9 protein-coding genes are annotated in these 14,613 nt (G+C 70.9%); 4 read left to right on the top strand and 5 right to left on the bottom strand.

The annotated features are described in order from the left end of the window. Positions 1-41: 41 nt before the first annotated feature. The 5 genes from ACIQNU_RS34320 to ACIQNU_RS34300 all read right to left on the bottom strand — a co-directional run bounded on the left by ACIQNU_RS34320 (position 42) and on the right by ACIQNU_RS34300 (position 6,007). Positions 42-1,064 carry an ABC transporter permease gene (locus ACIQNU_RS34320; protein WP_401373831.1) on the bottom strand — a complete coding sequence of 341 codons (1,023 nt, stop codon included), beginning with the start codon at positions 1,062-1,064 and terminating at the stop codon, positions 42-44. Continuing rightward, the gene (locus ACIQNU_RS34315) at positions 1,061-2,023 is read right to left on the bottom strand and encodes an ABC transporter permease (RefSeq protein WP_401373829.1); all 963 of its coding nucleotides are present in this window, start codon (positions 2,021-2,023) and stop codon (positions 1,061-1,063) included. The genes ACIQNU_RS34320 and ACIQNU_RS34315 overlap by 4 nt, the downstream gene beginning before the upstream one ends. Continuing rightward, a complete protein-coding gene (locus ACIQNU_RS34310) occupies positions 2,016-3,614 on the bottom strand; it encodes a sugar ABC transporter ATP-binding protein (RefSeq protein ID WP_401373953.1) in 1,599 nt (532 codons plus the stop codon). Before ACIQNU_RS34310 ends, ACIQNU_RS34315 begins: the two co-directional genes overlap by 8 nt. A gap of 34 nt (positions 3,615-3,648) precedes the next feature. Continuing rightward, positions 3,649-4,746, bottom strand: a complete 1,098-nt coding sequence (locus tag ACIQNU_RS34305; protein WP_401373828.1) for an ABC transporter substrate-binding protein — start codon at positions 4,744-4,746, stop codon at positions 3,649-3,651. Between the two features lie 235 nt (positions 4,747-4,981). Beyond that, positions 4,982-6,007 carry a LacI family DNA-binding transcriptional regulator gene (locus tag ACIQNU_RS34300; protein WP_401373826.1) on the bottom strand — a complete coding sequence of 342 codons (1,026 nt, stop codon included), beginning with the start codon at positions 6,005-6,007 and terminating at the stop codon, positions 4,982-4,984. A gap of 160 nt (positions 6,008-6,167) precedes the next feature. Between ACIQNU_RS34300 and ACIQNU_RS34295 the strand changes: the two genes are divergently transcribed. The 4 genes from ACIQNU_RS34295 to ACIQNU_RS34280 all read left to right on the top strand — a co-directional run bounded on the left by ACIQNU_RS34295 (position 6,168) and on the right by ACIQNU_RS34280 (position 14,613). Beyond that, entirely contained in the window at positions 6,168-8,780 is a 2,613-nt protein-coding gene (locus ACIQNU_RS34295; RefSeq protein WP_401373825.1) for a PA14 domain-containing protein, read from the top strand. 264 nt (positions 8,781-9,044) lie between these two features. Continuing rightward, on the top strand, positions 9,045-11,414 hold the full coding sequence (locus ACIQNU_RS34290) for a GH92 family glycosyl hydrolase (RefSeq protein ID WP_401373822.1): 2,370 nt from the start codon (positions 9,045-9,047) through the stop codon (positions 11,412-11,414). 227 nt (positions 11,415-11,641) lie between these two features. Next, complete coding sequence (locus ACIQNU_RS34285) at positions 11,642-13,045, top strand: wax ester/triacylglycerol synthase family O-acyltransferase (RefSeq protein WP_401373820.1); 1,404 nt, start codon at positions 11,642-11,644, stop codon at positions 13,043-13,045. An 80-nt stretch (positions 13,046-13,125) separates the two neighbouring features. Continuing rightward, entirely contained in the window at positions 13,126-14,613 is a 1,488-nt protein-coding gene (locus ACIQNU_RS34280) for an SDR family NAD(P)-dependent oxidoreductase (protein ID WP_401373819.1), read from the top strand.

Below are 14,613 nucleotides of genomic sequence, written 5' to 3'. Positions count from 1 at the left end.
CTGCCTTTCGTACCCTCACCACACCCGCCGCCTCCGAACCCTCACAACACCCGCCGTCTGCGCCCCAACCACGTCTGCGCGATCACGACCACCGCGAGGAACGCCCCGCTGACCACCTGCTGATACGCCGAGTCGAGCGAGCCGATCTGGTTGATGACGTTCTGGATGACCTTCAGGAGGAGCACACCGACCAGGGACCCGCTGATGAAGCCGAACCCGCCGGTGAGCAGCGTCCCCCCGATGACGACCGCCGAGATCGCCTCCAGTTCCATGCCCGAGCCCAGGATCGTCACACCGGACACCAGCCACGCCGCGTTGAGGGCGCCCGCGAGCCCCGCGCAGAGCCCCGACAGCGCGTACACGTACACCTTCGTACGGGCCACGGGGACACCCATCAGCGCGGCGGCGTCCTCGTTCCCGCCGACCGCGTACACGTACTGACCGAACCGGGTGCGCCGCAGGACCAGGGCGCCCAGGACGAACAGGGCCGCCGTGATCCACACGGGGACGCCGACGCCGAGGAGTTTGCCCTGGCCGAGCGTCGCGAAGAAGGTGTCCTTGTCGACGAGGTAGGTGGTCGAGCCCTCGTCGGTGACCGCGAGGAGGATGCCCCGCGCGCCCAGCATCGCGGCCAGCGTCACGATGAAGGGGGCGAGCCGGGAGCGGGCGATGAGCAACCCGTTGACCAGGCCGATCAGTCCGCACACCGCGAGCGGCAGGAGCAGCGCGACCGCCGTCCCGTACCGCGAGCCCCAGGCCGCGAGCACCCCGCCGAGCGCGAACAGCGAGCCGACGGACAGATCGATGCCACCGGTGACGATGACGAAGGTCATTCCGAGCGCGACGACGGCGAGGAACGCCGACGACACCGCCATGTTCTCCAGGTTGTCCCCCGTCAGGAACGTGTCGAAGGCCAGCGATGCGGCGATCACCGCGACCACCAGCGTGACCAGCGCGCCATGCTGCTGGGCGAGCGCGCTCAGCCGCTCGGACCGGGTCGCGCCCTCCGGTTCGGCCTCGGGAACGTTCTTCGGCCGGGCCTCGGACGTCAGGGTGTCCGTCATCGCTTCCCCCGTTCCCGCGCCGCGTAGACCGCGAGGACGATCACCACGGCCTGCGCGATCTGGGTCCAGGACGGCGGCAGGTCGTGCTTGATGAGTGTGGCGGTGAGCAACTGGATCAGGACCGCCCCGGCGACGGTGCCGCCGATGCGGACCCGGCCACCGGTCAGCGGGGTCCCGCCGACCACGACGGCGGTGATCGCGGAGAGTTCCATCAGGGTGCCGAGCGAGGTCGGATCGCTCGCGCTGAGCCGGGCCGTCGCGAGAATCCCCGCCACGGCCGCGAGCGCGCCCGCGCACACATAGACGAGGATCAGCACCCGCCGTACGGGGAGTCCGGCGAGCCGTGCGGCGGGGCGGCTGTCGCCGATGGCGAGGAGCTGCCGCCCGAACGTGGTGCGCTTCACGGTGAATCCGACGAGCAGCGCGAGCGCCGCCGCGATCAGCACCAGATACGGGATGCCGAGCACATCGCCCGAGCCGAGCGCGGCCATGCCCGGGTCCCGGACGTCCTTGAGCTGGGGCAGCAGGACCAGGGCCAGGCCCCGGCCCGCGACCATCAGGGCGAGCGTCGCCACGATCGGCTGCACGCCGACGAAGGCGATCAGTGCGCCGTTCGCGGCGCCGACGGCGATGCCGCCGATGATCGCGACCAGGGCGGCGATCCATGGCCCGTAGCCGAGGTACAGCGAGACGAGCGAGGTCGCGAGGGCCATCACCGCGCCCACCGACAGGTCGACGCCCTCGCTGCCGATCGCGAGGGCCATGCCGAGCGCGACGATGAGGACGGGGGCGACCTGGACGGCCTGGGTGCGGAAGTTCTCGGCGGACAGGAAGTGCGGCGTCAAGGCGATGTTGACCAGGAGCAGGACGGCGACACCGAGATACACGCCGTAGCTCTGGAGGAGCCGCAGCAGCCGTTCGCGGTCGGCGCCCGCGCGGGGGAGTGTCAGCTCAGTCATGGTGGTCCTCCTGCGCCGGGGTCGGCGCGGCGGGCGGGGCGTCATCCGCGGCCGGTGCGTCGGCGGGCGGGGTCCGGTCGGGGGGTGTGTCGTCCGGTGCCGTCGCGATGGCCCGCATCAGCCGGTCCTCCGTCACGTCGTCCCCGGTGAGTTCCGCGACCACCGCGCCGTCCTTGAGGACGACGACCCGGTCCGAACCCTCGATCAGCTCTTCCGGATCGGACGAGATCAGCAGCACGCCCAGGCCCTCACCGGCGAGTTCGTCGATCAGCTTCTGCACCTCCGCCTTGGCGCCCACGTCGATACCCCGGGTCGGTTCGTCCAGGAGCAGCACCTTGGGGTTCATGGCGAGCCAGCGCGCGAGGAGCACCTTCTGCTGGTTGCCGCCGGAGAGTTCGCCGACCTTCTGATGCGGCCCGGACGCCTTGATCCGCAGCCGCTTCATGAAGGTGTCCACGATCCGGTCGATCCGGCCCTCGTCCACCAGGCCGAACCGGGACAGGCCCGGCAGCGCGGCCAGGGCGATGTTCTCGCGCACCGAAAGACCGGGCACGATGCCCTCGGCCTTGCGGTCCTCGGGCAGCAGACTGATACCCGCACGGATGGCGGCAGGCGTCGAACCGGTGCGCACCGGGGTTCCGGCCACGGTCACCCGCCCGGAGTCCGGCGGCAGCGCGCCCGCCACGGCCTTCGCGGTCTCGCTGCGGCCCGAGCCGAGGAGCCCGCCGAGCCCGACGACCTCACCGGGACGCACCGAGACGGACACCGCGCGCAGCCGGTGACGTACCGTCAACTCCTCGGCCCGCAGCACCGGTTCACCGTCCGTGCCGTGGCCGCCGCTGAACTTGGTCAGCCCCTCCTGGCGCACCTCGCCCATCTCGCGGCCGAGCATCAGCGACACCAGCCGCAGCCGGTCGAGTCCGGCCAGCGGGCCCGTGTGCACGAGTCGCCCGTCCCGCAGCACGGTGACCGTGTCGCACACCTCGTACAACTCGTCCAGGCGATGGCTGACGTAGACCACCGCGATGCCCCGCTCGCGCAGCATCCGGATCACGCCGAACAAGGTGCGGACCTCGCGGGGCTCCAGCGACGACGTCGGCTCGTCCATGACGACGACCCGCGCGTCCACCGCCACCGCCCGCGCCAGGGCCACCATCTGCTGCGCCCCGACGCCGAGTTCGCGCAGCGGCCTGCGCACGTCGACCCGGACGCCGAGGTCGCGCAGGGCCTCGTCGGCGGCGCGGTGCATCCGGCGGAAGTCGATCAGGCCGAGGCGGCTGCGCGGTTCGCGGCCCAGGAACAGATTGCGGGCCACGGTCATCAGCGGTACGAGGTTGACCTCCTGGTAGATCGTGGAGATCCCGGCGTCCTGGGCCTGGAGCGGGGTGTGGAAGCGCACCGGGCGGCCCTGGTAGCGGACGTCCCCCGCGTCCGGCGCGTACACCCCCGTCAGGACCTTGATCAGCGTGGACTTCCCGGCGCCGTTCTCGCCGATCAGAGCGTGCACCTCGCCGGAGCGTGCCGTGAAGTCGACGCCGTCAAGGGCGCGGACGCCGGGGAACGTCTTCGTGAGACCGGCGACGGACAGCACGTCCGCCGCCGGTACCACCGGAGCTGTGGTCACGTCAGAACGCCTTGCCCAGGTCCGACTTGGCGTTGGCCTTGGAGTAGGCGCTGTCCTGGATCACGATGTCCTGCTGGACCTCGCCGCCCTGCGTGAAGGTGTCCAGGGTCTGGAAGGCGAGCGGTCCGAAGCGCGGGTTGGACTCGATGACGCCCTCGATCCAGCCGTCCACGATGCCCTGCACGGCGTTGCGCGTCCCGTCGATCGTGACGATCTTGACGGCGCCCGCCTTCTTGCCCGCGCCCTTGAGGGCGTTGACCGCGCCGAGTCCCATCTCGTCGTTCTCGGCGTAGATCCCGGTGATGCCGGGCTTCGACTGGATGAGCTGCTCGGTGACCTGCTGGCCCTTCTCGCGCGCGAACTCACCCGTCTGCTTGAACACGATCTTGAGGTCGGGCGCCTTCTCCTTGACGCGGTCCTCGAAGCCCTTGGTGCGCTCGGTGGTCACGTTGTTGCCCGCGGCGCCGAGCAGGATCGCCACCTCGCCCTTGCCGCCCGTCGCGTCGATCATCTGGTCGGCGGCGCGCTTGCCCTGCTCCACGAAGTCGGAGCCGATGAAGCTGACGTAGTCCTTGCAGGCGGTCGCGTTGATCTTCCGGTCGATCGTGACGATCGGGATGTGCTTGGCGCTCGCCGCGCGCAGCACCGGCTCCCAGCCGTCGGAGTTGAGCGGCGCGATCACCAGCAGGTCGGCGCCCTTGGCGATGAGGTCCTGCACATCGCTGATCTGCTTGGAGAACTGCGACTGGGCGTTGGCCGTGAGCAGCTTGACGCCCCGCTTCTCCGCCTCGTCCTTGATCGACTGGGTCTCCGCGATCCGGAACGGGTTGGCCTCCTTCTCGGACTGCGAGAAGCCCACGGTGGCGGTCTTGAGATCGATCTTCTCGGCGCCGTAGGCATCGGTGGTGCAGCCCTTGCCGCCGGCGCTGGGCGTGGCGACGACCTGGCCCGCGTCGCCCGAGGCCGACGGGTCCTTGGCGTCCGACGCGTCGTTCTCGGACTTGGCGCACCCGGTGGCCAGCGCGAGGCTCGCGGCCAGTCCGGCGGCGAGCAGGGAGGTCCTGACAGAGGTACGGCGAAGAGGCGAGGTCGGCTTCATGGGGTCCCCATTACGGCACGGTCCGGCGGCGCGGAGAGCGCTGACGGGAGGGCGGGCTCTTGCTCATGGATGCTCATGCGTGCACAGCACAGGCACATGCGCGCGTGGTCACGAAAAGGCGGGCTCGTACGTCAACTCGGCGTTCCGCAGGAGTTTTTACATCGTTGGAAGGGTGCTGTAAACCCTCCGCGCAGGACGTCCCGTTCCGCGCGGCCCCCGATCCGCGCCCCGGACGTCACCGCCGCCCCAGCGTGCTCTCGCGCTCCACCAGCCTGAATTCCGCCGTGAGTTCGCGTCCGACAGGGTCTCCCTCGCCCCGCGCCGACCGGTCCAGGGTGCGGACCAAGGACTCGACCGCGAGCCGGGCGATGGCCTGCTTGTCCGGGGAGACCGTGGTCAACGTCACCGCCCCGTAGCGGCCCTCGGCGATGTCGTCGAAACCGACCACCGCCACGTCCCACGGCACCCTGAGCCCCCGCTCGTGCAGCACCCGCATGGCACCGATCGCGATGAGGTCGTTGTACGCGAACACCGCGTCGGGCCGCACCCCCGAGTCCAGGAGCCGCGCCATCGCCTCGGCGCCGTCGCCCCGGTCCCAGCCGCCGACCGGCCCGACCAGCGAGTCCGGCGCCGGAAGGCCGGCCGCCGTCAGCTCCTCGCGCCAGCCCGCGAGCCGCAGATGGGCGGGCCGGTTCGAGGAGTCCGTACGGGCCCCGAGGTACGCGATCCGGGTACGGCCCCGGCCCAGCAGATGCCGCACCGCGACCCCGGCCGCCGCGACGTTGTCGATCGCGATGTGGTCGTACGGCAGGTCGTACTCGCGCTCACCGAGCAGCACCAGCGGCACGTCGTCGTCGCGTGAGCGCAGGTCATCGGCCTCCAGCTCCAACGGGCTGAGGATCAGACCGTCGATCACCCGGGCCCGGAACCCCTGGCTGACATGCATCTCCTGCTCACGCTCGCCGCGCGTGTGATCGAGAAGTACCGTCAGATCGTGCTCGGCCGCCGCGTCGATGACCGCGCCCGCCAGCTCCGCGAAGTACGGGTTGCCCAGCTCCGGAACGGCCAGCGCGATGATCCCGGTCCTGCCCTTTCGCAGATGACGCGCCGTCAAGTTCGGCCGGTAGCCCAGCTCGTCGATGGCCTGCTGAACGCGTGCCCGCATCCCCGGGGTGACGTGCTGATAGTTGTTCACCACGTTCGACACGGTCTTGATCGAGACGCCCGCGCGTTCCGCGACATCCTTGAGGCTCACCCGCACGCCCACTCCTCCGCATCGGTGGACGCCCCCTCGCCGGGAGCGTTTGTCATGACCCTGGACAGCGCGCCCAGGGCCGTGCTGTCATGCCAACGGCCGTTCCTTCCAACGTTGTACAGACTGTAGCGACGAGCCGCCACCCTTCCTCGGCAAAGGAGGATCCGTGCGCCTGAGACGACTCGGACGACACCTGGCCCTGCTGCTCGCAGGGGCTCTGGGCATCGCCGGACTCACTTCCGCCCCGTCCGCTTCCGCGGCCGACGACCAGGTCGAAGTCCATGGCCTGAAGGGCGAGTACTACACCCACTCGGCCCCCGGGGCCTTCGACTTCCATGAGTTGAAGGCCACCGGATTCGACCCCCAACTCGACTTCGACAGCCTCGAATCCCGCCTCCAGTCCGCCACCGGGCAGTCCGACGACGTCAGCGTCCGCTGGACCGGGAAGATCGTGCCGGAGAAGACCGGCCCGACCACCTTCTCGATCATCGGCGACAACGGATTCCGGCTCTGGGTCGACGGCAAGCTCACCATCGACCACTGGGTCGACGACTGGGACCGGGAACAACACTCCCAGCCCGTCGAACTGACCGCGGGCCGCGCCTACGACTTCAAGGTCGAGTACTTCGAGCACTACGGAGGCTCCAACCTCCATGTGCGCTGGACCCCGCCCGGCGCCACCAAGACGGCGATCCCGTCGTCCGCGTTCCGGCTGCCGGACGGCTACTCCTACGACGGTGCCGTCGCCGCCACCGTCCTGAAGACCGGCCGCACCCTGAAACTCGACTTCGCCCAGAACCTCGCGAAGCCACCGGCCCAGCTCACCGACCACCTCACCGCCGTCATCGGCGGCGCCAAATGGCCCATCGCGGGCATCAAGGCCGACCCGTCGGACAAGCGGGCGCTCCTGGTCACGCTCAAGGAACCCGTCGTCGGCAAGAAGGGCGGCGGCGCGTCCGGGCTCGCGGACGTCCGCTACGACGGAGCGGGCGGCCTCGCGTCCGACCAGGGCAAGGCGGTCGGCGCGTTCTGGAGCAGCGGCCCCAACCGCTCCGAGTACGAACTGCGCACCCCGTGGGCCGGCAAGGTCGGCCCGGACAACGTCCTGCCCGAGTACCCCCGGCCCCAGCTCACCCGGGACGCCTGGCAGAACCTCAACGGCACCTGGGAGTTCGCCGCGGCCACCGAGGGCGAGCAGCCCCCGGTCGGCAAGAAGCTGCGCGAGAAGATCCTCGTCCCGTACCCGGTGGAGTCCCAGCTCTCCGGTATCCAGCGGCACGAGGACCGGATGTGGTACCGCCGCACCTTCACCGTGCCGAAGAGTTGGAAGGTCGGCGACGACCAGCGGCTGCGGCTCAACTTCGGCGCGGTCGACTGGCAGTCCGACATCTACGTCAACGGCACCAAGGTCACCTCGCACAAGGGCGGCTACGACAAGTTCAGCGCCGACATCACCGACGCGCTGAAGCCCGGCCGTACGCAGGAACTCATCGTCGGCGTCTACGACCCGACCGACTCCCGCGACGGCGAGAACCCGCCCGTCGGCAAGCAGCGCCTGGACCCCAGCGGCATCTGGTACACCCCGTCCTCCGGTATCTGGCAGACCGTCTGGATGGAGCCCGTCGCCGCCGACCACGCCGACTCGCTCAAGCTCACCCCCGACGTCAAGGGCGAACAGCTCACCGTCGAGGTGCGCGGCGTCCGCGACGGCGTGCCGGTGACGGCCACCGCGTACGAGGGCAGGAAGAAGGTGGGCACCGTGACAGGGCGGACCGGTGCGCCGCTCACCCTGAAGGTCCCGAAGCCGCGGCTGTGGTCACCGGACGACCCGTTCCTGTACGACCTCAAGGTCAGCGTCGGCGCCGACCGCGTCAGCAGCTACTTCGGGATGCGGTCCATAGCCGTCGAGAAGGTCGGCGGCACCCCGCGCACGGTGCTCAACGGCAAGCCCGTCTTCATGATGGCCACGCTCGACCAGGGCTTCTGGCCCGACGGACTGCACACCGCGCCCACCGACGAAGCCCTCGCCTACGACCTCAAGGCGCACAAGCAGATGGGCTTCAACTCCGTCCGCAAGCACATCAAGGTCGAGCCCGACCGCTGGTTCTACTGGGCGGACAAGCTCGGCCTCCTGGTCTGGCAGGACATGCCGGCCATGACCGCGGGCGTCACCCCCGACGCCGAGTCCCGCGCCACCTACGAACACGAGATGAAGGAGATGATCGACGAGCACATCAGCAGCCCCTCGGTGGTCATGTGGGTCACCTTCAACGAGGGCTGGGGCCAGTACGACCAGGCCCGGATAGCCGACCAGGCCAAGACCTGGGACCCGACCCGGCTGGTCAACAACATGAGCGGCCTCAACTGCTGCGGCGCGGTGGACGGCGGCAACGGCGACATCGCCGACGCCCACGGCTACCCGAGCCCGCAGATCCCCCGGGCCGACGGCCAACGGGCCCTGGTCAGCGGCGAGTACGGCGGCCTCGGCCTCGCGGTGCCCGGCCACGCCTGGTCGGTGCAGCAGTCGTACGTGGACGTCGACCCGGCGACCTACACCGACGACTACCTGACCAAGCTCGGCGAGGTGCGCGCGCTCGCCTGCCGGGGGAACAACGGCGCCGTCTACACCCAGATCTCGGACGTGGAGGGCGAACTCAACGGTCTGGTCACCTATGACCGCAAGGTGGTCAAGCCCGATGTGAAGCGGCTGAAGGCGGCGCACCGGGCGCTGATCGACGACGCCTCACGCGCGGTACCGGCGGGCTGCCCGGCCTCCTGAGCCGCACACGGGCTCAGACCGGACACCGCTCCGGATTCCGCCAGGCACACCCGTACCACCTGTTCCGCTCCGGTCCGTCCACACCCGTACGGGGGACGGCCCGGAGCGGTCCCGGTCCGTTTCTTGACGCGCCCCCTTATGCCCTCAAGAATGAGCGCGCTCTGACAACGTTGTCGGTTTTCCTTACAACTTCCGGGGGCCCGTGAGGGGTTCGGAGGGCGGGAACGCGACGACGATGTCCACCCCATCCGGAGGTCTTTCACGATGCGATGGACCCGGTCTCTGCGTCTGCGGACCGCAGGGGCGGTCACGGCCGTGACCCTGCTCGGCGGCGCGCTCGCCACCCCCGCCGTGCAGGCGGCCGAGCCGAGCCACGGTACGAAGGCGGACCGGCTCACCGATCTGGTCAACCCCTTCATCGGCTCCGAGAACGAAGGCAACACCTACCCAGGCGCCGCCGTGCCCTTCGGCATGGTGCAGCTCTCGCCGGACACCGGACACAACACCGGCTACGACTACTCCGAGACCCAGATCCGCGGCTTCTCGACGGTCCACCTCTCGGGCGTCGGCTGCGGACTCGGCGGCGATCTGCCCGTCCTGCCGACCACGGGCGACGTGACCCGGACCGACTACGCGAAGTACGCGGCGGAGTTCGGCCACGACGACGAACAGGCGAGCCCCGGCTACTACCGGGTCGGCTTGAAGACGGGCATCGGCGCCGAACTGACGGCGACAGCGCGCACCGGAGTGCAGCGCTACACCTTCCCCGCGACGGACAAGGCCAACGTCCTGCTCAACGCGGGCCAGTCGCTGCACCGCACGGTGGCCACCAAGGTCGAGATCGTCGACAACCGCACGGTGCGCACCGCGATCACCGGAAAGGGCTTCTGCCAGGGCACCGAGCCCTACACCGTCTACACGGTGACCCGCTTCGACCGGCCTTTCACCACCTCGGGCACCTGGAACGGCGACACCGTCACCGAGGGCTCCAAGGAGTCGTCCGCGACCACCGGACGCAACGGCGCCTGGGTCCGCTTCGACACCCGGGCCGACCGCACGGTGGAGGCCACCACCGCCCTGTCGTACGTGGACGCCCGGGGCGCGGCGGTCAATCTGCGCGCCGAGGGCGGCCGTTCCTTCGACCGGGTCCGGGACGCCGCGCGCGCCGCGTGGGAGGACCGGCTCGACGACGTACGGGTCCAGGGCGGCGGCGAGACCCTGCGCCGCACCTTCTACTCGTCGCTGTACCGGTCCTTCCTCGCGCCGAACATCGGCAGCGACGCGGACGGCCGCTACACCGGCTGGGACCAGAAGATCCACCGCGCTGTGTCTGCCGGCAAGGCCTTCACGTACTACCAGAACTGGTCCCTCTGGGACACGTACCGCACCCAGGCCCAGCTCCTGGCGCTGCTCGCACCCCATGAGTCCCGGGACATGGCGCTGTCCGTGCTGCGGATCGACCGGGACGCCGGCTGGCTGCCCAAGTGGGGCTACGGAACGGTCGAGACGAACATCATGACCGGCGACCCCGTCACGCCCTTCCTCACCAACGCCTACCAGCAGGGGCTGCTCAAGGGGCACGAGGAGGAGGCGTACCGGGCGCTGAAGAAGAACGCCGACGGGGTGCCGCCGACCGCGTCCACCGCGCTCGGCCGCGAGGCCAACCGGGAGTACATCGCCGGCGGCTTCGCCCCGTACCTCAAGGGCCGCAAGCACGCCAAGCCCGGTGACTCGGACTACGACCACGGCGCGTCCGCGACCCTGGAGTACGCGCTGTCCGACGGGGTGCTCGCCGAGATGGCCCGCGACCTCGGCCACGACGCCGACGCGCGCCGCTACGCCCGGCGGGCGCAGAACTACCGCTCGGTGTTCGACGCGTCGACCGGCTTCTTCCGCGCGAAGGACGCGTCGGGCGCCTTCACCGGATCGGCCGACCCGGCCCGGAGCGAGGGCTTCCACGAGGGCACGTCCTGGCAGTACCAGTGGCTCGTACCGCAGGACATCGCGGGCCTGGTCGGGCTGATCGGCGGCAGGGACGCCACCAACAAGCGGCTCGACGCCTTCTTCGCCTACGACCAGCTCCTGAAGGACCCGGCGAAGACCGCGCGCGAGGTGTGGGTCGACGGCCCGTACGACTACTACAACGCGGACAAGTACAACCCGCAGAACGAGCCCGACCTCATCGCGCCCTACACCTATCTGTCCACCGGGCAGCCGTGGAAGACCACGGACGTCGTGCACGCGGCGCTGACCCTCTTCACGGACAGCCCGACCGGCATGACCGGCAACGACGACCTGGGCACGATGTCCGCCTGGAACGTCCTGTCGTCCATCGGGATCTTCCCGGTGCAGCCGGGCGCCGCCACCTGGGGCCTGTCCACGCCCGTCTTCGAACGGGTCGACCTCACCCTCGACCGGCGCTACTACCCGAACGGCCGCCTCACCGTACGGGCGCCCGGCACCTCGGACGGCGTCCGCTACATCCAGTCGGCGCGCGTGGACGGCGCCTCCTACAAGAGGACGTATCTGACGACCGACGCACTCCGGGGCATGCGGGAGCTGGCCTTCACGGTCGGCGCAGCGCCCTCGGACTGGGGCACCGACCCGCAGGCGGTCGCGCCGGCGCTGAAGTGACGGCCGGGGCGCGCCCGACCTTGTCGGGCCCGGCGCGCCCCTCCGCCCAGGTGGAGCCCCTTTTTGAGCCCCACTGGGCCCGGCTGCCCCAGGAGTCCCGCCCCCATGGGGGCGGGACTTAATACGTTGTTAACTGTGCGTAGCTTGATCGTACTTGACCGTAGTCGCTCGTCGGGGTTTGACTGCTGACACCGCACCTCACCGTCGTCGACGCGAGAGCAAATCCGATGGCCAACGTAAGGTCCACTGACCTGCTCGCCCCCCTCGACCTGGCGTTCTGGAACATCGAGTCCGCCGAGCACCCCATGCACCTGGCCGCACTCGGCGTCTTCACGGCGGGGGACCCCGGGGCCGCCCGGCACGCCGCTGAACTGCTCGCGACCCGCGCCGCCGCCGTTCCTGGGCTGCGGATGCGGATCCGTGACGTACGGGTGCCGGTCGGCGGTGCGGCACGCGAGCACGCGCCCGGCTTCGACCCGCAGGACCACGTCCACCTCGCCGATCCCGCCGCCGACTTCCACGCGGCGGCCGGCGCCCTCATGGAGCGGCCCCTCGACCGGGGCAGACCGCCGTGGGAGGCGCACGTCCTGCCGGGCACCGGGCCGAGCGGGGCCTCCTTCGCGGTGCTGTTCAAGTTCCATCACGCCCTCGCCGACGGGCTGCGCGCGCTCACCCTCGCCGCCGGAATGATGGACCCGGCGGGCCCGGCGGACGCGCCCCCCGCACGCCGGACCTCGCGCCCGGCCGACCCGGGGGAGCGGCGCGGCATCCGGCTGCCAGGGCTGGGGTCCGTGGTGCCCGGCGACCTCGACCCGCGCAAGCTGCCGGGCCGCGTCCTCGACACCGTCGCCGGGGTGACCCGGGCCCTCGACATCGGCGCCTCCGTGGCCCGCGCCACCTGGGACGTACGCTCCACGCCCGCCCTCACCTCCCGCCCCACCGGCACCCGCCGCACCGCGGGCGTCGTCCTCGACCTCGACGAGGTGCACCGCGTCCGCAAGGCGGCCGGCGGCACCGTGAACGACGTGCTGCTCGCCGTCGTCGCGGGCGCCCTGCGCCGCTGGCTGGACGAGCGCGGCGACTCCAGCGCGGGCGTCCTGCCGCGCGCCCTCGTCCCGGTGTCCCGGCGCCGTCCGCGCTCCGCCCATCCGCAGGGCAACCGGCTGTCCGGCTATCTCGTCCGGCTGCCCGTGGACGACCCGGACCCGCTGGCCCGGCTGCGGACCGTGCGGACGGCGATGGACCGCAACAAGGACGCCGGGCCGCACCGGGGCGCGGGGGCCGTCGCGCTGCTCGCCGACCATGTGCCCGCGCTCGGCCACCGGCTCGGCGGACCCGTCGTCGCCCAGGCCGCCCGGCTGCTGTTCGACATCCTCGTCACCAGCGTGCCGCTGCCCAGCCTCGGCCTGCGGCTCGGCGGCTGCCCGCTCACCGAGGTCTACCCGCTCGCCCCGCTCGCCCACGGACAGGCGCTCGCCGTCGCCGTCTCCACCTACCGGGGTCGCGTCCACTACGGCCTGGTCGCCGACGCCCGCGCCGTCCCCGACCTCGACGGCCTCGCCCGCGCGCTCCGCGAGGAACTGGCCGTGCTGACGGCTGTGACCTCGGTGACCTTCCCGGCCGCCGACTGAACTGTTTGGCGTGAGCGCACGCGCCTGCCGTAAAGTTCCGCTTTCGGAACTTCAGGGCGCGAGCGGCACGAGGAACGGCAATGACGGTGACAGAGGACAACCCCGTACCCGGTACGGGCGTGGACCAGCGGCACGGTCCGGGGATCGACCCGGAGCGCCTCGCCGTCTGCCTGAGCGTGCTCGACGAGCTGGACAAGCTGGACGTCGACCACCCCGACGCGATCCTCGTACGCCGCGCCACCTCCGGGATCTACCGCACGGTGAAGCAGCGCCGCCGCCAGGAGCGGCGCGCCGCCAAGACCGCGCACGACAAGGCCGTCACCGAGGCCACCGCGACCGGCTCCGCCGAGCGCATCGACGACGAGACCCAGGGCATCCTTCCGTCCGGCACGGCCGTCGGCGAGATCGCGGGGATACTCCAGCGCCCCCGCTCCTGCTACACGTGCAAGAAGCGGTACGTCGAGGTCGACGTCTTCTACCACCAACTGTGCCGCGAGTGCGCCGCCGAGAACCGCGCCCGGCGCGACGCCCGCACCGACCTCACCGGCAAGCGCGCCCTGCTCACCGGGGGCCGCGCCAAGATCGGCATGTACATCGCGCTGCGGCTGCTGCGGGACGGCGCCCACACGACGATCACCACGCGCTTCCCGAACGACGCGATCCGCCGCTTCAAGGCGATGCCCGACAGCGACGAGTGGATCCACCGGCTGAAGATCGTCGGCATCGACCTGCGGGACCCCGCACAGGTCGTCGCCCTCGCCGACTCGGTGGCGGCGGCGGGACCGCTGGACATCCTCATCAACAACGCCGCGCAGACGGTACGCCGCTCTCCGCAGGCGTACAGCGAACTGCTCGGCGCCGAGTCCGCGCCGCTGCCCGCCGGTGAGCTGCCGTCGGCCGAGGTGATCGGCACCTTCGGGTCCGGCGCGGTCGCCGCGCTGCCCGCCGCACGCGACGGCGGACTCAGCGCCCAGGACGTCACGGAACTTGCCCTGGTCTCGGGGTCGGCGTCCCTGGAGCGGATCGCCGCCGGTACCGCGATCGACGCGGGCGGCCTGGTGCCCGACCTGCACGACAGCAACAGTTGGATCCAGGCCGTGGAGGAGGTGGACCCGGTCGAACTCCTGGAGGTCCAGCTCTGCAACTCCACCGCGCCGTTCATCCTCATCAGCAGGCTGCGCGCGGCGATGACTGCGGCCGTCGCTGCCGGGTCCCGGCGGGCGTACGTCGTCAACGTCTCCGCGATGGAAGGCGTGTTCAACCGCGGCTACAAGGGCGCGGGCCATCCGCACACCAACATGGCCAAGGCCGCCCTGAACATGCTGACGCGCACCAGCGCCCAGGAGATGTTCGACACCGACCGCATCCTCATGACGGCCGTCGACACCGGCTGGATCACCGACGAACGCCCCCACCCGGACAAGATCCGCCTCGCCGATGCGGGCTTCCACGCCCCGCTGGACCTGATCGACGGCGCGGCCCGCGTCTACGACCCGATCGTCCGGGGCGAGTCGGGCGAGGACCTGTACGGCGTGTTCCTCAAGGACTACGCGCCGGGCAAGTGGTGA

It is taken from the genome of Streptomyces sp. NPDC091292, from assembly GCF_044757265.1.
In the GTDB taxonomy this organism is placed as follows: Bacteria; Actinomycetota; Actinomycetes; order Streptomycetales; family Streptomycetaceae; genus Streptomyces.
Note: the sequence above shows the minus strand (reverse complement) of the source record. Positions and strands in the feature narration are given on the sequence as shown.